Raw genomic sequence first — 19,166 nt, forward strand, 5'->3', positions numbered from 1 at the left:
CGAGGACACGGGATGAGTGCGGTCGGCACGATGCTGCGAGACCTGGAATCGACGATACAGCGTGGCTCCGGCCACGAGCGTGCCGAGATCCTCGCCCGGTTGACGGATCTGTTCCTCGCCACCGCCATCCATATGGACGAAGAGCAGGTCGGCGTCTTCGACGTGGTGATCGGGCGGTTGTCGCGCGTCATCGAGCTCCATGCCCGCATCGAGCTGGCGGAGCGGCTGGCATCGATCCCGAACGCGCCGAACGGCGTCATCCACCAGCTCGCCCTCGACGAAATCGCCGTCGCGCGCCCGGTCCTCATTCAATCGCCGCGGCTCAGCGACCAGGATCTGGTCGCGATCTCGGCGGCGAAGGGCCGGGACCATATGCTCGCCATCACCGAACGGCCCAATCTCGGCGAGCCCGTCACCGATTTCCTGATCCTGCGCGGCGGCCGCGTGGTGACGCATGCCGTCGCCTCCAACCAGACAGCGCGCTTCTCGCGGCACGGCATGGGCGTGCTGGTGATGCGGGCGGTGCAGGACGACGCCTTGCAGGCGACGCTGGGCATGCGCCGCGACATCCCCACCGAATTGTCCGAGCAACTGATCCGGGCGGCCAAGAACTCCGCCCGCAAGCGCCTCAACGAGAGCCTCGCCCTGGCGCTGGTCGACGAGATCGACGACGCCGTGGAGCGGGGCGCCGAAGCGCTCGCCGCCGACGGTCAGATGCCTAGCGAGCTCGGCCCGATCAGCGCCGCCCTGACGGAGATCAAGGAGCTGAACGAGGCCGGCCAGCTCGACGAGGCCAAGGTGCGCGCCCTGGCCCAGAGCGGGGCGACCGAACATGCGACCTGCGCGCTCGCCGTCCTGGCGCAGCTCAGCCTGCCGGCGGCCGAGCAGATCATCCTCGGCTCCGACCGCGAGGCCGTGCTGCTCGTCGCACGCGGGCTCGGCTGGTCCTGGGAGACGACGGCGGCGCTGATCTCGCTGCGCAAGGACCTCGGCAAGTCGGAAGCCGCCATCGAGCGGGCCCGCGACAGCTTCCGCAACCTCGCCCAGAGCACGGCCCAGCGCGTGCTCGGCTTCCTCAGGATGCGCGACGCAAGGCCGTGAGATAGCTGGAAACGCGGCCTTCCCTGACCGCCTTCGCCTCGTAGCGCGTGCGGATCCAGCCGGGATAAGGCCGGCGCCAATCCTCGGCGCGCTCGTCCGTCCAGTCGAAATCCGGCGAGGCGAGCAGGCGCGTCAGCGTCCAGCCGACATAGTCGTCGATATCGCTGGCGAAGCGGAAACGACCGCCGGCCTTAAGTGCGCGAGCGAACAAGCCAAGCGTGTGCTCCGAGACGAAGCGGCGCTTTCGCTGGCGGCGCTTCGGCCAGGGATCGGGATAGAGCAGGTCTATGGCGTCGAGGCTGCCGGCCGGGAAGCGCGGCAGCAGCAACGCGGCATCGTCGTCCCAGACCCGGATATTGGTCAGGCCCTCGCGCTCGGCGACCGCCAGGAACTTGGCCATGCCGTTGATGAAGGGCTCGACGCCGATGAAGCCGATCTGCGGGCTCTCGCGCATCCGCATCAGCAGATGCTCGCCCCCGCCGAAGCCGATCTCGAGCCGGACCGCCTCGACCGGATGCGGAAACAGCGCCTTGAGGTCGGCGATCTCGCCTTCCGGCAGGCGCAGACGCGGCAAAGTCTCTTCGATCAGCAAGCTCTGGCCATCGCGCAAGGCCTTGCCCTTGCGGCGGCCGTAGAAGGCGCGTTCGTCATGATCGGAGTCGTAGGTCATGATCGTCTTCGTATCGCTTTGTCCGATGGAGCCGTCATTCCGGATGCAGCGAAGCGGAGATCCGGAATCCATCACAGAGCTGCGGAGCCTTACGATGGAGCCCGGGTCAGGCCCGGGATGACGGGGGTGTTTCAGCGACCTTATCCGTCAAGTCAAAGAAAAAAGGCCGGGTGAACCCCGGCCTTTCCATTCCTGACCCGGGGGTCAATCTCAGGCGACGGCCTTCTTCAGTGCGTCGACGAGATCGGTCTTCTCCCAGGAGAAGCTGCCGTCGCGGCCAGCCTTGCGGCCGAAATGGCCATAGGCCGAGGTCTTGGCATAGATCGGCTTGTTGAGGCCGAGATGGTTGCGGATGCCGTTCGGCGACAGGTCGACCAGCTTGCCGAGCACGTCCTCGAGCTTGGCTTCGTCGACCTTGCCGGTGCCGTGCAGGTCGACATAGATCGACAGCGGCTTGGCGACGCCGATGGCGTAGGAGAGCTGGATCGTGGCGCGGTCGGCCAGCTTGGCCGCGACGACGTTCTTGGCGAGATAGCGCGCCGCATAGGCGGCCGAGCGGTCGACCTTGGTCGGGTCCTTGCCCGAGAAGGCGCCGCCGCCATGGGGAGCCGCGCCGCCATAGGTGTCGACGATGATCTTGCGGCCGGTCAGGCCGGCGTCGCCGTCCGGGCCGCCGATGACGAACTTGCCGGTCGGGTTGATGTGCCAGACCGTGTCCTTCGAGATCCAGCCATCCGGCAGCGCCTGACGGATATAGGGCTCGACGATCTTGCGGACATCGGCCGAGGACAGGCTTTCATCGAGATGCTGGGTCGAGAGCACGATCTGGGTGACGCCGACCGGCTTGCCGTTCTCGTACTTGACGGTGACCTGGCTCTTGGCGTCGGGGCCGAGCTTGGCGGCGTCGCCCTCGCCCTTCTTGCGGGCGAGCGTCAGCGTCTCCAGGATCTTGTGGGCGTAGTAGATCGGGGCGGGCAGCAGTTCGGGCGTCTCGCGGCTGGCATAGCCGAACATGATGCCCTGGTCGCCGGCACCGACATCCTTGTTGCCGGACTCGTCAACGCCCTGGGCGATGTCGGCCGATTGCGGGTGCAGCAGCACGTCGATCTTGCAGGTCTTCCAGTGGAAGCCGGCCTGCTCGTAGCCGATGTTGCGGATCGCCTTGCGGGCCGCCGACTTCACCTTCGACTTGATCTGCTTCTCGTCGAGATGGGTGCGGACCTCGCCGGCGATGACGACACGGTTCGTCGTCGCCAGCGTCTCGGCCGCGACGCGGACCTTGGACGGCTCATAGCCGGCCTTCACCGCCTCCTTGAAGAACAGATCGACGATCTCGTCCGAGATGCGGTCGCAGACCTTGTCGGGGTGGCCTTCCGAGACCGATTCGCTGGTGAACAGGTAATTCTGGCGTGACACGGTCGCGGCTTCCCTTGAATCTGGGCACGATGAAAGCGCCTGGCGCGGCATGCGCCAGCATGGAAAACGCCCCGTCAATGCAGCCGGACGCGTTCGCCGTCAAGCGCTATAATTCGTTTATCGGGAAGATCGTTCGACAGGTCGAACAAAACGACGCGAAAACTAAGCCTTTTCGCTGTCTTCCTCGGCCAGGGCCTCGACCAGATCGATGACACGGCGGCGGACCCGACTATTCTTGATGCGGGTGAAGGCCTTGGTGAGCTGCACGCCTTCGCTGGTCGACAGGAAATCCGAAATATAGGTCGTCGCCGCGGAATCGGAAAAGCCGCCGGCCGGCATATCGCCGCTCGGCGCTCCGTCGAAGAAGAAGGCTACCGGCACATCGAGCATCTTGGCGATCTGCTGCAGGCGGCTCGCGCTGATGCGATTCGAGCCCTTCTCGTATTTCTGGACCTGCTGGAACGTCAGCCCCAAGGCCTCGCCCAGCCTCTCCTGGCTGATCCCGGCAAGCATGCGTCGCATCCGAACTCGGCTGCCTACATGGCGGTCGATCGGATTGGGTACCTTCTTGATCATCATTCAACCTGTCCTAGCATCATTGTCTTGGCCAGGAGCCGCAATCCTGGTCGGCGCGGAGGTCGTGATGTATTACAAGCCGGCGATCCGGTCCACTGGTCTCGAAAAAGTTAATGTTAGGCCCTCAGACCCGCAAAATCCGGGCCAGAGCGAGGAAAAGGGCCAAGAGTCCGGCGAAGACCAGATCGCCCCATCGCGCATAGAATGTCGGGGCGCCCGAGCGCGGCAGGCCAGCATCCAGCACGCCTTCGCTGCCGAGCGGCAGGCTGGCGACGACGCGGCCATAGGCGTCGACGACACCGGAAATGCCGGTGTTGGCGACGCGGACGAGCGGCAGGCCTTCCTCGATGCTGCGCAGCCGCGCCTGGGCGAAGTGCTGATAGGGACCGCTGGTCTGGCCGAACCAGCCATCATTGGTGAGGTTCAGGAAAAAGGCCGGGCGCGGCCCCCGCGGCACAACCGCGCCGGGAAAGACGGCCTCGTAGCAGATCAATGGCGCCGCGGTCGGCAGCCCCTTGATCGCCAGCGGCAAATGCGTGCTTCCCGCCGAAAATCCTCCGGGAACCGAGACGAACTGCGACAGGCCGACGGCGCGGATCAGCGTGCCGAGGATCGGCGGCAGATATTCGCCGAAGGGCACGAGATGGACCTTGTCGTAGCTCGCGACGATGGCGCCCTCGTCGTTCACGACCTGAATGGAGTTGTAGATCGGCGGCCGGCCCTCGCCCGGCAGAATCTCCCCGGCCCTTGCGGCGCCGGTGATCAGCGTCACGTCCGGCGGCAGGGCGGCCGCGATGCGCGCGAGCGCTTGCGGGGTGCGCCCGAGCAGGAAAGGGAAGGCGGATTCGGGCCAGATCACATGGGTAACGTTCTGGAGGCCCGGCGTCTGCGGACTCGTCGCCCGGTCGCTCAGCTCCAGATAGTGGTCGAGGATCGCCGCGCCGTTATTGCCGTTGAACTTGGCGTCCTGCGGCAGGTTCGGCTGCATCAGCCGCAATTTGACGCCGGCGACCAGCGGCGAGGAGCCGGACGGCATGCGCCAGACGCCATAGGCGAAGAAGGCCGCGAGAGCGGCCAACGCCAATAGCGACGGCGCCCAGCGCCCGGACGGGCCCGCCGCGGTGCCCAGCGTCGCGGGTGCCGCGCCGATTGCCACGGCGAAGAGCGTGAGCCCATAGAGCCCGAAGAGCGAAGCGACCTGCGCGAGATGAATCTCGCCGGCCAGCATCATGCCGTAGACGTTCCAGGGGAAGCCGGTCAGCACATGGCCACGCAGCCACTCGCTGATCCCCAGCATTGCGGCGAGGACAAGGATGCGGCCCGCGCCCTTCGGCCAGAACAGCCGCGCCGCGCCGAAGGCGAAAGCCGGAAATACCGCGAGGAAAGCCGGCAGCGCGACGACGCCGAGCGGCATCGCCCAGGCAAACTTGTCGGCCTCGACCAGAAAGGCCGCGCCGAGCCACCAGAGCCCGGCGATGAAGAAGCCGAAGCCCCACCACCAGCCAGCCACGGAGGCGGAGCGGAAGCGTTGCCAGCGCGTCGTCCCGACCGCGCCGTCCATCAGCCAGATGGCAAAGGTCATCGGCAGGACGACGAGCGGCCACAGATCCAGCGGCGGCAAGGCGAGCGCGCCGCTGGCGCCAGCGGCAAAGGCGATGAGCCGCCTGCGCCATCCCCAGGCCAGGATGACGGCCTCCGCGACCCCAGTGATCGGCATCAGCCGGGCTCCATCGCCGCTTCTTCAGGCGCCGTCCGGTCGCGGCGACGGATGGTCAGGCGCTTCACGCGGCGCTGATCGGAATCGAGGACCTCGAAGGACAGGCCCTCGGGTCCGTCGACGATCTCGCCCTGCGCCGGAACGCGGCCGGCGAGCGTGACGATCAGCCCACCCAGCGTGTCGATGTCGTCGGCGACCTCGTTGCCGGAGAGATCCACCCCGGTCGCCTGCTTGAGTTCGTCGAGGGTGGCGCGCGCATCGGCCGTGAAGCAGTCGTCGCCGGCCGGCGTGATCGGCGCCTCCTCCATGTCGTGCTCGTCCTCGATATCGCCGACGACGATCTCGATCAGGTCCTCGATCGAGACGAGCCCGTCGGTGCCGCCATATTCGTCGATCACGAGGGCGATATGGGTGCGGGTCGCCTGCATGCGGACAAGCAGGTCCACCGCCGGCATCGAGGGTGGAACATAGAGGACAGGGCGCAGCAGCTTCGTCGCCGCAAGCGGGGTGGACAGATCGACCGCCGCCAGATCGTGCGGAGCCGTCCCCGCCTCATCGGCATCGGCGCCGGCCATGCCCGCAGGATGGGCCTTCTCGGCGATGTATTCGAGGAAATCGCGGATATGGACCATGCCGCGGGGATCATCGAGCGAATCGTCGAAGACCGGCAGGCGCGAATGGCCGGCCGTGCGGAAATGGGCGAGGAGCTGGTCGAGCGTGACATCCGCCGGCACCGCGACGATGTCGGCCCGGGGTATCATGACATCGCTGACGCGGCGCTCGCGCAGGCCCAGCACATTGGTGAGCATGGCGCGCTCCTGCGCCGAGAGGTCGGCCAATTCGCCATTCGCCTCAGCCAGCGCCTCGACGATCTCCTCCCGCGCCGTGCCGCCGCCGCGCAATCCGAGCCGGTCGAGGAACTGGCCGAGCCAGTGGCCGAGGCCCCGGCCGGCGGTTTCGTTCTGGGATTGTCGACTGTCGTCGCTCATGGCCGTGAATGTTCTGAGAAAGACGGGGCCGGCTCGGTCACGAGCTCGGCATCGGCGTAAGGGTCGGCAATGCCGAGACGCGCGAGCGCCTCGACCTCGAGCGCTTCCATGCGGCGCGCCTCGGCCTCGGTCTCGTGATCCTCGCCGAGCAGGTGCAGCAGCCCGTGGATGACGAGATGGCGGAAATGGTCGGGAAAGCTCTTGCCCTCGGCTTCGGCCTCGCGCGCCACGGTCTCGTAGGCGACGACGATGTCGCCGAGCAGCGGGCTGGTCGCGATGCGCTCCGGCGGCGCGGCCGGGAAGGAGAGCACGTTGGTCGCCTTGTCAAAGCCGCGCCAGTCGCGGTTGACGAGGCGGATGCGCCGGTCATCGGTCAGGAGCAGGCTGAGCTCGGCACCGTCCAGGGGCCGGCGCGGCGCAACGGCCAGCCCCGCACGAAGCGCCTCACCGGCGATGGCGCGCAAGGCTGCGAGATTGCCCAGCTCGCGCCAGCGGCGCGACTCGGCACGGATATCGTGAACCAGAGCCGGAAGGCTCTCCGCGGGCGGCGCCGAACGCCGCGCGCGAGGTCGATCCTTCATCGCGGCCGCTCCCGCGCCAACATCCGCTTCAATCCCTCACTGTCGCCCTCGCGATGCGCCTCGGGAGCCGCTGCGGAATTGCGCATCGCCTCCTCGCGCTCCTCGCGTTCGCGCCTCGCCGACGCCTCATAGGCCATCACGATGCGGCGCACCAGATCGTGGCGGACGACATCGCCCTCCTCGAAGCGGGCATAGCCGATGCCCTCGACGTCCTTGAGCAGCTTCGCCGCCTCGACGAGGCCGGAGCGCTGGCCGGGCGGCAGGTCGATCTGCGAGGGATCGCCGGTGATGATCATGCGCGAGCCCTCGCCCAGGCGGGTGAGGAACATCTTCATCTGCATCGAGGTGGCGTTCTGCGCCTCGTCGAGCAGCACGACGGCATTGGTCAGGGTCCGGCCGCGCATGAAGGCGAGCGGCGCGATCTCGATCATGCCGGTCTGCAGGCCGCGCTCGACATGGCGCGCCTCCATGAAGTCGTTGAGCGCGTCGTAGATCGGCCGCAGATAGGGATCGACCTTCTCGCGCATGTCGCCGGGCAGGAAGCCGAGGCGCTCACCCGCCTCGACGGCCGGGCGCGACAGGATCATCCGCTCGACCACGCCCTGCTCGATCAGCGAGACGGCATGCCCGACCGCGAGCCAGGTCTTGCCGGTGCCGGCCGGCCCCTCGGCGAGAACGAGCTCATGGCGCTTGAGCTGGCGCAGATAGGCGTCCTGCGCCGCGTTGCGGGCTCTTACAGGGCCCCGCTTCCTGGTAACGATCGCGTCGAAGGAGGCCTTGCCGGTGTCCGCCGTCGGGAAGAGCGAGCGCTGGACGTTGCTCTCCTCGATCGCACCGTCGACATCGCCGAGCGTCACCGCCGCGCCGGCCTTGGCGCGGGCATAGAGCGTCTTCAGCACGCGGACAGCCTGCTCGGCCGTCTCGCGCGGTCCCTTCGCCGTGACATGGTTGCCATTGGGATTGACGACGACGCCGAGCCGCCGCTCGAGATGAGCGAGGTTCTGGTCGTACTGGCCGAAGACCAGGCTGGCGAGGCGATTGTCTTCGAAACTCAACGTCACCTCGGTCGCCGGCAGGCCCTCGCGGGCGAGGCTCTCCCCGCGCGCCGGCGCGATCTCGCGCCGCGGGGTCCGGTCGGGTTTCGGCGTCATCGAATCAGCCTGTGCCAAATGCGTCATCTCCCTGACGGTTATTCCGGCCGGACAGGAACGACCGGCCCGGTCGTCTCACAGCATATCCGAACGCAACAATTTCAGCCTGATGACAGGGTGTGCTCAACCCGCAGATGGGGGCGAGAGGGCGCGCGCTCAAGCGGCCATTTCCTTTCGCGAACCTGCCCCGGCCTCAAATTTGTGGCCGAAGAGCGAATTGGTGCTGGTGCGCTCGATCACCACCCGCACGATATCCCCGATCTGATTCGTCTCGCTGTCGATCTGCACAGCCTGCAGATAGGGCGACTTGCCGGCAAGCTGTCCCGGGTAGCGCCCGGCGCGTTCCAGCAACACATCCACTGCCCGTCCGACCATCGCGGCGTTGAAGGCCTGGCGATGATGCTCGATGCGTTCCTGCAGTCGATAGAGCCGCTCGTCCATGACGGCGCGCGGAATCTGCCCGTCGAGATCGGCGGCAGGCGTGCCGGGACGCGACGAATATTTGAAGGAATAGCTCGAGGCGAAGCCGATCTCGTCGACGAGGCGGATCGTGTCCTCGAAATCGGCATCGGTCTCACCGGGAAAGCCGACGATGAAGTCGGAGGACAGCGCGATGTCCGGGCGTGCCGTGCGGATGCGCTCGATCAGGCGGCGATACTCGTCGCCGGTGTGCTTGCGGTTCATCGCCGCGAGGATGCGGTCCGAGCCCGCCTGCACCGGCAGGTGCAGGAAAGGCATCACCTGGGGCAGGTCGCGATGAGCGGCGATGAGATCGTCGTCCATGTCCCGGGGGTGGCTGGTGGTATAGCGGATGCGGGCGATGCCGGGCACCTCGGCGACGCGATGCATCAATCGCGCGAGGCCCCAGACGGCGCCGTCCGGGCCTTCGCCGTGATAGGCGTTGACGTTCTGGCCGATCAAAGTGACGTCGCGCACGCCGGCTTCCGCCAGCCGCTCGACCTCTGCCACCACCTGCGCCACCGGCCGCGAGAACTCGGCGCCGCGCGTGTAGGGCACGACGCAGAAAGCGCAGAACTTGTCGCAGCCTTCCTGCACCGTGACGAAAGCGGACACTCCGCGCGCGCGAATGACCTGAGGCTTGGGCGCCGGCAGGAAGCCGAACTTGTCCTCGATGGGGAGATCGGTATCGACGACGCGCTTGCCCGCCGCCTCGGCCAGAAGCTCGGGCAGGCGGTGATAGGCCTGCGGGCCGACGACGAGGTCGACCGCCGGCTGGCGGCGCTGGATCTCGCCGCCCTCGGCCTGGGCGACGCAGCCGGCGACGACGATCTTCGTCTCCTGGCCCTCTGCCTTCTGGGCAGTCTTGATATCGCGCAGCTTGCCGAGCTCCGTATAGACCTTCTGCACGGCACGGTCGCGGATATGGCAGGTGTTGAGCAGGATCAGATCCGCGCCTTCCGGCGTCGCCGTCTCCTCATAGCCCTGTTCGCCCAGGATATCGGCCATGCGCTGCCCGTCATAGACGTTCATCTGGCAGCCGAAGGACTTGATGTGGACTTTCTTCATCGTCGCGGTCGGGATCTCCAAACCGTCTCCTTACTCCGGTTCGCGCGGCTTGAAAATCACCGCCATGCCGCAACGGACGTAAAGCAAGCGGCGGGCCAGCGCTTCCTTACCCGGCGGGACGGCCGGTCACGGCTTCGCGGCGGGCGGCGCGCACCGTCGCCTCCGCCAGCCGCGTCGCCTCCTTGCGCGAGGTCGCCCGGCCCATCACGATCGGCGCGCCCCAGACCAGTTCGACATCGACCTTTCCGCAGGCGAGCACATGCCTGAGATGCGGCACGAGCTCGGTATCGCCATACCAGGCGAGCGCGCCGCGCTCGATGCGCCCGCCGGGCAGGCCCTGCCAGCCGGTATAGGTGACGGCCAGCGGATAGACCGTCACGTCGCTTTCCGTGTCACCCATCGCCTGATGGGCGGCGCCGAGCAGCGAGGAGCGGAAGGGCAGGATGCGTGTTCCATCCCCGGTCGTGCCCTCGGCGAAGAGGACGATGTCCTCCCCCGCCGCGATGCGCGCGCCCATCGCCGCGGCGACGCCAGCCGTGGCACTGCGGCGCTGGCGGTCGATGAAGACCGTGTGCTGGAGCTTCGCCAGGAAGCCGATGACGGGCCAGCTCGCGACCTCGCTCTTGGCGACGAAGGCGAGCTTCTGCTCGGCCCCGAGCACGCAGATATCGAGCCAGGAAACATGGTTGGCGACGATCAGCGCGCCCGCTCCAGGCGATGGCGGCGTGCCCCTGACCCGGCGGCGCACGCCGAGGCAGAAGCAGACGAGCCGATGGAAGCGCAGCGGCAGGACGCCGGCCTGCGCCGGCCATGCGCGGAGGACCACGAGCTGCAACGGCACCAAAGCGAGCGTGCCGAGCCCGAGCAGCGCAAGGCGAAGCAGGGCGCCTGCGGATAGTCCGTTCATGCGCGAGCGGTTCCGGTCATCGGCGTCGGGTCGGTCCTGATGGGATGCAAGGGCTTCTCATCGCCCGATTGCGGGCGGATGTCACGCGAGATCGAGCCGCATCGCGATCGCGGTGGCGCGCGAGCCGTCGGGCTTGGGGTAGTAGCCCTTGCGGCGGCCGACCTCGCGGAAGCCGAAATGGCGATAGAGCCGCTCCGCCGGCTCGTTGCCCTCCTCGACCTCGAGGAAAACCTGCGTGATGCCCTCGCTCGCCAGATGGGCGAGATGGACGGCGAGCAGGGTGCGGCCGAGCCCGTCCCGTCGCCGTGCCGGAGAAACGACGATGCTGAGGATCTCGGCCTCGTCCGCCGCCTTGCGCGACATCACGAAACCATCCGGGCTATGGCCGCCGCCGCTGAAGACGCCATCGGCCACGACACCCGAATCGGCAATCAGCGCGGCGCATTCGGAAGGCTCCCAGCCGCGTGCGAAGCCGCCCAGATGATGCAGCGACGCGACCTGCCGCGCATGGGCGACATCGAGGCGCCCCGTCCGCGCGGGAGCCGAACCGGGATGAAGGAGCCTGCGCAACCAATCCATGCCGCTTGTTCGCACAGCCTGCCCCAAGGTCAACCCCGATCTGGCGAATGGCCTCACCGGCGCGGCAGCCGCGCCTTGTCCTGCGGGGTCGTTTCCGGCGCCTTGAGATAGAGCGGGCGCGGCGGAGCCGTCTCGGGATCGGCGATCAGGCCGAGCCGCGCCACCCAGGCGATATCGGGCGCCCTGGCGCTGTCGACCACGACGGCATCGAGGCCGATCGCCCAGGCCTCGTTCGCCACCGCCAGAGCCGAGGAACCGACCAGGCTGACCGGGCCGGCGCCGATGGCGCGCGCCGCATCGCGATAGCTGACCTGCCGCAGCGAGACCAGCGGCTTGCCTTCCGCGCTCAGCGCCTGAAACCAGACCTGCCCGTGCCTGGCATCGAGCGCGGCGGCGATGACGCGGCCAGGCTCGCGGCCGATCAATGGCGCCGCGCAGGCCGCGACGGTGGTGACGCCCACCGACGGGATGCCGGCCGCGAAGGCGATGGCGCGCGCGGCGCTGACGCCGACCCTCAGGCCGGTATAGCTGCCAGGGCCAACGGTGACGGCGACACGGTTGAGCGAAGAGAAGCCCCCTTCGACCGCGTTCATCACCCGCTCGACCAGCGGCATCAGCGCTTCGGCATGGCCGCGATCCATGGCGAGCTGCTCGCTGGCCAGCGGCTGCGCCTCACCGGCGTCGAGCACGCAAGCCGAGCAGGCGCCGAGCGCCGTGTCGATCGCGAGGATGCGCATCAGGGCCTCGATCCGGGGAGGCGATCCCGCGCTTCTTCGTTCACGACCAGGCTTCGCACGACCACGCGTTGCGCTCCGATATCAAACCGCCTCGACCCCGCGCACTTCCGGCAGGAAGTGGTGCAGCAGGTTCTGGATGCCGTGCTTCAGCGTCGCGGTCGATGAGGGGCAGCCCGAGCAGGCGCCCTTCATGACGAGATAGACCGTGCCGTCGCGATAGCCGCGGAAGGTGATGTCGCCGCCGTCGCCGGCCACCGCCGGGCGGATGCGCGTCTCAAGCAGATCCTTGATCGTCTCGACCGTCTGCGCGTCTTCTTCGGCGAAAAACTCGCCCTCCTCGATCACATCGGCGGCCGAGCCCTCCGACAGCACCGGGGCGCCCGACATGAAATGCTCCATGATGGCGCCGAGAATCGCGGGCTTCAGATGCGGCCACTCGCCGTCCGACTTGGTGACGGTGATGAAATCGGAGCCGAGGAACACACCCGACACGCCGGACACGCCGAACAGGCGCTGCGCCAGCGGCGAGCGCTCGGCCTCGGCCGGTTCGCGCATATCGAGCGTGCCGGCGCCCATGACGATGCGGCCGGGCAGGAATTTAAGGGTCGCCGGATTCGGCGTCGCTTCGGTCTGGATGAACATGGATACCTCCGGTACCGGCGATTCAAGGTCGCCGTTCCTGGCTCCGATATAGGCCGATGGATGGAATCATTCCAGCCGGGTCGGTCAATGCCGACGTCGGTTCACGCCAACGCGTCGATCTCCTCGTCCTCCAGATGGCCGGGGACGATGGCGACGGGGATCGGGAAGCTCGCGGAGGACTTGCCGGCGAGCGCGCTGACGAGCGGTCCGGGCCCCTCGCGGCCGGTGCCGGCAGCCAGCACGAGAAGGGAGATGTCCTCATCCTCCTCGATCAGCTTGACGAGCTCATCGGCCTTGTCGCCGGTGCGCACGACCTTCTCGGGCTCCAGGCCGGCGAGCGCGCGCACGGCGGCTGCAGCCGTATCGAGACGCTTCTCGGCCTCGGCCTCGGCCTCCGCCTGCATCGCCTCGCCGACACCGAGCCAGGTCTCGTGCTCGGGCGGCGTGGCGACGCCGAGCAGGACGATGGACGCGCCGACGCGGGCGCAGCGGCGCGCCGCGAAACGCAGCGCCTTGGCGCATTCCTCGGTGTCGTCGACCACGGCGAGGAATTTCGGGCGATGGCCCGTCTCGTAGGACCGGCGTCTCTTGACCATGGATATCCCTGTCGCCGCCTCAGGAGGCGGCATGGTGGCCCGCGCCGGCAGCCCGGCGCAAGCCCCTCACCCGGAACCGGGCTTTCCAGACGGCGCTCAGCTCCGGACGAAGCCGATGATGTCCTTGACCTCGCGCAGGATCGGCGCCGCGATGGCGTCGGCCCGCTTCGCGCCCTCACCGAGGATGGCGTCGATATGCCTGGGATCCGCGAGCAGGCGGCGCATCTCGCCGGCGATCGGGCTGAGCTTCTCGACCGCGAGGTCGACCAGCGCCGCCTTGAAGCCGGAGAACTGGCTGCCGCCGAACTCCCTCAGCACCTCGCCCTTCGCCACGCCCGAGAGGCCGGCATAGATGCCGACGAGGTTCTCGGCTTCCGCGCGACCCTCCAGCCCCTTCTCCTCGGAGGGAAGCGGCTCGGGGTCAGTCTTCGCCTTGCGGATCTTCTGGGCGATGGCGTCGGCATCATCCGTCAGATTGATGCGCGAATAGTCGGAAGCGTCCGATTTCGACATCTTCTTGGTGCCGTCGCGCAGGCTCATCACCCGCTGGGCGGGGCCCATGATCATCGGCTCGGGCAGCGGGAAGAAGCCGAGATCGCCGGTAGCGAGGCCGAGTTCCGCGATCTGCGGGGCGAAGTCGTTGTTGAACTTCTGGGCAATGTCGCGGGTGAGCTCCAGATGCTGCTTCTGGTCCTCGCCGACGGGCACATGCGTCGCCTTGTAGAGCAGGATGTCGGCCGCCATCAGGCTCGGATAAGCGTAGAGGCCCAGCGAGGCGTTCTCGCGGTCCTTGCCCGCCTTCTCCTTGAACTGGGTCATGCGGTTCATCCAGCCCAGCCGCGCGATGCAGTTGCAGATCCAGGCGAGTTCGGCATGGCCCGAGACCTGGCTCTGGTTGAAGATGACGCTCTTCTGCGGATCGACGCCGGCTGCGATATAGGCGGCCGTGACCTCGCGGATGGCGCGCTTCAGGTCGGCGGGGTCCTGCCACATCGTGATCGCGTGCATGTCGACGACGCAATAGATGCACTCATGCGTCTCCTGCATCGCCACCCAGTTGGTCAGCGCGCCCAAATAATTGCCGAGATGCAGCGTCGAGGTCGGCTGCATGCCTGAGAATACGCGCTGGTGAAAACCCGACATGGGGCACTCCGTCGTCACGATGGAGGGAGGAAGCGGCGCTTCTGGCTCAAGCCCGCCGCTTGCGCAAGGGGAGAGCGCCGAAGGCACCCAACAGCCCGCCGACGGTGCCATAGACGACGACCCCGCCGAGGCAGAGCAGCACCAGCGCCCCGGCGCGGTACAGGATGGGCTGATCGAGGGCGAGCGGCGCCGCCAGGGCCTTCAGCAGCAGCGGCAGGGCTCCCAGCATGATCGCGCTCGCGGCGAGGCTGGCGGCGATGGGCCGCAGATTGCTCGCGCTCGGCCGCCAGATGCCGTCCCGGATCAGCGTGGCGCCCAGCATCACGGCCTGTACGGCGAAGGCGAGCGTCGCGGCGAAAGCCGCCATCCGGGCCGCGTTGTCGCCATCGGCCAGCCCGAGGCCGACGAGCGCCGCCACCAGCACCGCAAGGCAGCCCGACAGCAGCGGCAAGCGCGGCCGGCGACGGGCGAAATAGACCTGGCCGAAGACCTTCGCCGCGATGGCGAAGGGCAGGCCGTAGCCGAAGGCAGCGAGCGCGCCAGCCGTCCGTGCGCGGTCGGCGGCCTCGAAGCGGCCATGCTCGAACAGCACCGAGACGATCGGATCGGCCAGCGCGACCAGCGCGGCACCGGCCGGCAGCGCCAGCGCCAGGCCCAGCGCCAGGGACTGTCCCAGCATCGCATCCGGCCCGTCCCGCCCGGCGGCATCCGCCATGTCGGAGAGGACGACCGTCCCCATCGCCACGCCGACGAAGCCGAGCGGCAACTGGAAGACGCGATCGGCATAGTAGAGCGCCGCGACGGCGCCGGGCTCGATCGAGGCGATCTGCGTCGCGACCAGCAATACGAGCTGCGCCGCCGAGGCCGCGAGCAGGGTCGCGCCGCCGGTACGCAGGAGGCGCGTCATATCCGAGGACCAGCGCAGCGCCGGGCGCGGCAGGCCAAGCCCGCGCGACGCGAGCAGGATCATGGCCAGATGCGCCAGACCGGTGAGGCTGACGCCGATGGCGAGCCACTGCGCCGCGCGCTCCGGCGCCGTGCCGTAGACATGCAGCACCAGCAGCAACCCAAGCAGAATCGCGTTCATCAGCGCCGGCGCCAGTGCCGCGACGATGAAACGCTTTTCGGCGTTGAGCAGCGCCGCCAGCAGCGCCGCCAACGTGGTCAGCAGCAGAAAGGGCAGCATCAGCCGGGTGTAATAGGCGGCAAAGGCCAGCGTCGCCGGCTCCTCGGCAAAGCCGCCGGCGAGACCGAGCACCAGCCAGGGCGCGAAGAGTTCTCCCACCGCAACCAGAACCAGGAGCAGAAAGGCGAGATTGCCGGTGGCTTCGGACGCGAAGCGGCGCGCCTCCTGCGGGCCGCGCTCGCGCGCGATGCCGAGATAAAGCGGCACGAAGGGCGCGTTGAGCCCGCCTTCGCCGAGCACGCGGCGGACCAGATTGGGCAGGCGCAGCGCCGCCAGATAGGCATCCGCCACCGGTCCGCCGCCGAGCAGGCGCGCGATCAGCACGTCGCGGGCGAAGCCGAGCAGTCGCGATGCGACGGTCGCCGCGCCGACGACGGCGGAATCGCGGGCGAGGCGGGAGGGCGGTTTCGACGCCGGCGCCCCCGGATCGGCCATCAGAGAATGAACCGGCTCAGATCGGCATTCTTCGCGAGATCCCCAATGCGCGCCTCGACATAGGCCGCGTCGATCGTCACCGCCTCGCCCGAGCGGTCCGGGGCGGTGAAGGAGATCTCGTCGAGGATGCGCTCGATCACGGTCTGGAGCCGGCGGGCACCGATGTTCTCGACCGTGGAATTCACATCGACGGCGATGCGGGCGATGGCGTCGATCGCATCCGGCGTGAACTCGATCGCGACCTCCTCGGTCGCCATCAGCGCCACCGATTGCTTGATCAGGCTCGCCTCGGTCTCGGTCAGGATGCGCTTGAAGTCCTCGACGTCGAGCGGGTTGAGCTCGACGCGAATCGGCAGGCGGCCTTGCAGCTCCGGCAGCAGATCGGAGGGGCGCGAGACATGGAAGGCGCCGGAGGCGATGAAGAGGATGTGGTCGCTCTTCACCGCGCCGTGCTTGGTCGCGACAGTCGTGCCCTCGATCAGCGGCAGCAGGTCGCGCTGCACGCCCTCGCGCGAGACATCGGCGCCGCCCTTGCCCTCGCGGGCGCAGATCTTGTCGATCTCGTCGAGGAAGACGATGCCGTTGTTCTCGACCTCGCGGATCGCCGCCTGGACGATGGCCTCCTGGTCGATCAGCTTGTCGCTCTCCTCGGCCAGCAGCGGGCCATAGGCGTCCTTGACCAGCATGCGCCTTGGCTTGCCCTTCTGGCCGAAAGCCTTGCCGAACATGTCGGAGAGATTGATCGCGCCGATCGAGGCGCCGGGCATGCCTGGCAATTCGAACATCGGCGTGGCGGAACCGGCGCCCGCCGCAACCTCGACCTCGATCTCCTTGTCGTCGAGCTCGTTGTCGCGCAGCTTGCGGCGGAAGGAATCGCGCGTCGCCTGGCTGGAGGTCGCCCCGACGAGCGCGTCGAGCACGCGTTCCTCCGCCGCGACATGGGCCTTGGCCTGGACATCCTTGCGCCGGCTCTCGCGCACCAGCGCGATCGCGATCTCGAGCAGGTCGCGCACGATCGATTCGACGTCGCGGCCGACATAGCCGACCTCGGTGAACTTGGTTGCCTCGACCTTGAGGAAGGGCGCATTGGCGAGCTTGGCGAGGCGGCGGGCGATCTCGGTCTTGCCGCAGCCGGTCGGCCCGATCATCAGGATGTTCTTCGGCGAGACCTCCTCGCGCAGCGGCCCTTCGAGCTGCTGGCGGCGCCAGCGGTTGCGCAGCGCAATCGCGACGGCGCGCTTGGCATCCTTCTGGCCGACGATGAAACGATCGAGCTCGGAGACGATCTCACGGGGGGAAAAGCTGGTCATTGCGGTGTTGTATCCGGATGAATTGACCCGAAATGCGCGTTATCGGCGCATATCAGGCTGCTTCGAGCGTCTCGATGACAAGGGAATGGTTGGTGTAGACGCAGATGTCGCCGGCGATCTTCATCGCCTTGCGCACGATCGTCTCGGCATCGGGCTCGATATCGATCAGGGCGCGCGCGGCCGAAAGCGCATAATTGCCGCCGGAGCCGATCGCCATCACCGCGCCGTGCTCGCTCGCCTCGGGCTCGAGCACGTCGCCCGTGCCGGAGATCAGCAGCGAGACCTCCTTGTCGGCGACGAGCAGCATCGCCTCGAGCCGGCGCAGATAGCGGTCGGTACGCCAATCCTTGGCGAGCTCGACGCAGGCGCGCAGCAATTGCGTCGGATATTGCTCGAGCTTGCTCTCCAGCCGCTCGAACAGGGTGAAGGCATCGGCGGTGGCGCCGGCGAAGCCGGCGATCACCTGGCCCTTGGCGAGGCGGCGAACTTTCTTCGCATTGCCCTTCATGATGGTCTGGCCGAGCGAGACCTGGCCATCGCCGCCGATGACGACGCGGCCGCCCTTGCGCACCATCAGGATGGTGGTGGCGTGCATGACGGGAGCATTGCTGGATTCGGACATGAGGAACTGTGACCGGAGATGGGGCTGCGGAAGACGCAACATGTTCAGGCAGAGCCACACTATCAAGAGGGGGCGCTTTTCGGCAGGGCGCAGAGCCCGTGTGCCAACGAGGTCAGGCGGCGAGCGTCGAGACTGAAGGGTCCGCGATTCCCCGAAGGTCGCGGCCTGTCGAATAGTTCAAGTGTAAACCTGCCGATCTCTGTACGAATTTCCTATTCCCAGCAGGATGACTCTTCGGCATTCAGGGACAATCGCGTCAGTATTCTACGTCAGCAGTGCATCTATCTCTTAATCAGTTTTTTATCGTTGGCGGCGGATGGTCGGCTTGTTGAAGCGGTTTCCTCGTTCGGGAAGCTGCCCCGGGGCCATCATCATGAAATCAATCCGCCTGAAAATTCTCGCCATGCTCGCTATCGTTGTGGGCGGGGCCATTTTTTCTGCGATCATCAGTCTCTACGGTCTGCATAAGGCGGATGACCTCAATACGCGTGCCGAAATCCAGGGCAATGTCGCGCTGCTGACGCAGCGGATCAACGGCGTCGTCACCGCCGTGGTGATGGAGTCGCGCGGCATCTACATGTCGAAGACCCCGCAGGAGGCCGATACCTACGCCAAGGGGATCGACGACCGCATCCCGACGCTGCGCAAATTCGTCGCCGATCTGGAGAAGATCGCTCCTGTCGAAGAGCGGGGCACGGTCGCGCAGATCGCCAAATCCGTCGAGGAGTTCATCGCCTTCCGCACCGAAACCGCCCGGCTCGGACGCCAGGTTTCGGCGGAGGCCGCCAATGCCCAGGGCAACAACGAAGCCAATCGCGCCAATCGCAAGGCCTTGAACGATCTGCTGATCAGTTTCAGCCAGCGCGTCGAACAGGCCGGCATCGTCGTCGGCGACGAGGCGACGGCCTTCACCCGCCAGATCCAATGGCTCTTACCGCTGATGCTGCTGGCGACGCTGGTGGTCTCCATCGGCTTCGCGCTGGTCTTCGCCCAGCGCTCGATCACTCGCCCGATCCTCGACCTCAGCAAGGTCATGGAGACGCTCACCGCCGGCGATACCAGCGTCGATGTCCCTCACACGGGCCGTCCCGACGAGATCGGCGCCATGGCCCGCGCAGTGTCCGTGCTGCGCCAGAGCACCGAGCAGGTCGCGCTGCTGCAGGAGCAAGAGCGTGCCGCCGCCGCCGCGCGGCTGGCGCGGGCGCAGTCGATGGAGGCGGTGGTGTCGGATGTCGGCGAGGTGGTCGCGGCGGCGGCGGCCGGCGATTTCTCCGCCCGCCT

At 67.6% G+C, this 19,166-nt stretch carries 19 protein-coding genes; 2 read left to right on the forward strand and 17 right to left on the reverse strand.

Annotated features, from left to right (window positions below):
• Positions 1 to 12: 12 nt before the first annotated feature.
• Positions 13 to 1,101 (forward strand): DUF2336 domain-containing protein, encoded by a 1,089-nt coding sequence (locus GGC47_RS26180; RefSeq protein WP_142023422.1) that lies wholly within the window; start codon positions 13 to 15, stop codon positions 1,099 to 1,101.
• On the opposite strand, the gene trmB is transcribed toward GGC47_RS26180, so the two are convergent.
• From trmB to hslV, 17 genes are all read right to left on the reverse strand, one after another.
• Positions 1,076 to 1,771: a tRNA (guanine(46)-N(7))-methyltransferase TrmB gene (trmB, locus tag GGC47_RS26185; protein ID WP_038365348.1), complete on the reverse strand. Its 696-nt coding sequence runs from the start codon at positions 1,769 to 1,771 to the stop codon at positions 1,076 to 1,078. The genes GGC47_RS26180 and trmB overlap by 26 nt on opposite strands.
• A 210-nt stretch (positions 1,772 to 1,981) precedes the next feature.
• Positions 1,982 to 3,238: a methionine adenosyltransferase gene (gene metK, locus GGC47_RS26190; RefSeq protein ID WP_210323529.1), complete on the reverse strand. Its 1,257-nt coding sequence runs from the start codon at positions 3,236 to 3,238 to the stop codon at positions 1,982 to 1,984.
• A 111-nt stretch (positions 3,239 to 3,349) separates the two neighbouring features.
• Positions 3,350 to 3,760, reverse strand: a complete 411-nt coding sequence (locus tag GGC47_RS26195) for a helix-turn-helix domain-containing protein (protein ID WP_112765304.1) — start codon at positions 3,758 to 3,760, stop codon at positions 3,350 to 3,352.
• 127 nt (positions 3,761 to 3,887) lie between these two features.
• Positions 3,888 to 5,480: an apolipoprotein N-acyltransferase gene (lnt, locus tag GGC47_RS26200; protein ID WP_142023423.1), complete on the reverse strand. Its 1,593-nt coding sequence runs from the start codon at positions 5,478 to 5,480 to the stop codon at positions 3,888 to 3,890.
• Positions 5,480 to 6,469: a hemolysin family protein gene (locus GGC47_RS26205; protein WP_142023424.1), complete on the reverse strand. Its 990-nt coding sequence runs from the start codon at positions 6,467 to 6,469 to the stop codon at positions 5,480 to 5,482. Before GGC47_RS26205 ends, lnt begins: the two co-directional genes overlap by 1 nt.
• Entirely contained in the window at positions 6,466 to 7,050 is a 585-nt protein-coding gene (ybeY, locus tag GGC47_RS26210) for an rRNA maturation RNase YbeY (protein WP_142023425.1), read from the reverse strand. Before ybeY ends, GGC47_RS26205 begins: the two co-directional genes overlap by 4 nt.
• Positions 7,047 to 8,201: a PhoH family protein gene (locus GGC47_RS26215; protein WP_081925517.1), complete on the reverse strand. Its 1,155-nt coding sequence runs from the start codon at positions 8,199 to 8,201 to the stop codon at positions 7,047 to 7,049. The genes ybeY and GGC47_RS26215 overlap by 4 nt, the downstream gene beginning before the upstream one ends.
• 156 nt (positions 8,202 to 8,357) lie before the next feature.
• Positions 8,358 to 9,728, reverse strand: coding sequence for a tRNA (N6-isopentenyl adenosine(37)-C2)-methylthiotransferase MiaB (miaB, locus tag GGC47_RS26220; protein ID WP_038365359.1), 1,371 nt, complete (start codon positions 9,726 to 9,728; stop codon positions 8,358 to 8,360).
• 106 nt (positions 9,729 to 9,834) lie between these two features.
• Positions 9,835 to 10,635: a lysophospholipid acyltransferase family protein gene (locus GGC47_RS26225; RefSeq protein ID WP_038365090.1), complete on the reverse strand. Its 801-nt coding sequence runs from the start codon at positions 10,633 to 10,635 to the stop codon at positions 9,835 to 9,837.
• Between the two features lie 81 nt (positions 10,636 to 10,716).
• Positions 10,717 to 11,214, reverse strand: a complete 498-nt coding sequence (locus tag GGC47_RS26230; RefSeq protein ID WP_038365093.1) for a GNAT family N-acetyltransferase — start codon at positions 11,212 to 11,214, stop codon at positions 10,717 to 10,719.
• 53 nt (positions 11,215 to 11,267) lie between these two features.
• A complete protein-coding gene (tsaB, locus tag GGC47_RS26235; protein ID WP_142023426.1) occupies positions 11,268 to 11,951 on the reverse strand; it encodes a tRNA (adenosine(37)-N6)-threonylcarbamoyltransferase complex dimerization subunit type 1 TsaB in 684 nt (227 codons plus the stop codon).
• Positions 11,952 to 12,032: 81 nt separating this feature from the next.
• A complete protein-coding gene (locus tag GGC47_RS26240; protein WP_038365097.1) occupies positions 12,033 to 12,593 on the reverse strand; it encodes a NifU family protein in 561 nt (186 codons plus the stop codon).
• A gap of 101 nt (positions 12,594 to 12,694) precedes the next feature.
• Entirely contained in the window at positions 12,695 to 13,189 is a 495-nt protein-coding gene (locus GGC47_RS26245; protein WP_038365098.1) for a universal stress protein, read from the reverse strand.
• A 96-nt stretch (positions 13,190 to 13,285) separates the two neighbouring features.
• Positions 13,286 to 14,332, reverse strand: coding sequence for a tryptophan--tRNA ligase (gene trpS, locus GGC47_RS26250; RefSeq protein ID WP_113252839.1), 1,047 nt, complete (start codon positions 14,330 to 14,332; stop codon positions 13,286 to 13,288).
• Positions 14,333 to 14,378: 46 nt separating this feature from the next.
• The gene (gene murJ, locus GGC47_RS26255) at positions 14,379 to 15,953 is read right to left on the reverse strand and encodes a murein biosynthesis integral membrane protein MurJ (RefSeq protein ID WP_142023427.1); all 1,575 of its coding nucleotides are present in this window, start codon (positions 15,951 to 15,953) and stop codon (positions 14,379 to 14,381) included.
• On the reverse strand, positions 15,953 to 17,263 hold the full coding sequence (gene hslU / locus GGC47_RS26260) for an ATP-dependent protease ATPase subunit HslU (RefSeq protein WP_142023428.1): 1,311 nt from the start codon (positions 17,261 to 17,263) through the stop codon (positions 15,953 to 15,955). The genes murJ and hslU overlap by 1 nt, the downstream gene beginning before the upstream one ends.
• Positions 17,264 to 17,315: 52 nt before the next feature.
• Entirely contained in the window at positions 17,316 to 17,885 is a 570-nt protein-coding gene (hslV, locus tag GGC47_RS26265; protein WP_282568291.1) for an ATP-dependent protease subunit HslV, read from the reverse strand.
• A gap of 373 nt (positions 17,886 to 18,258) precedes the next feature.
• Between hslV and GGC47_RS26270 the strand changes: the two genes are divergently transcribed.
• On the forward strand, positions 18,259 to 19,166 hold a 908-nt coding region (locus GGC47_RS26270; RefSeq protein ID WP_185748080.1), incomplete at its 3' end, for a HAMP domain-containing protein.

Source organism: Allobosea sp. OAE752 (assembly GCF_050433265.1).
Lineage (GTDB): Bacteria > Pseudomonadota > Alphaproteobacteria > Rhizobiales > Beijerinckiaceae > Allobosea > Allobosea spartocytisi.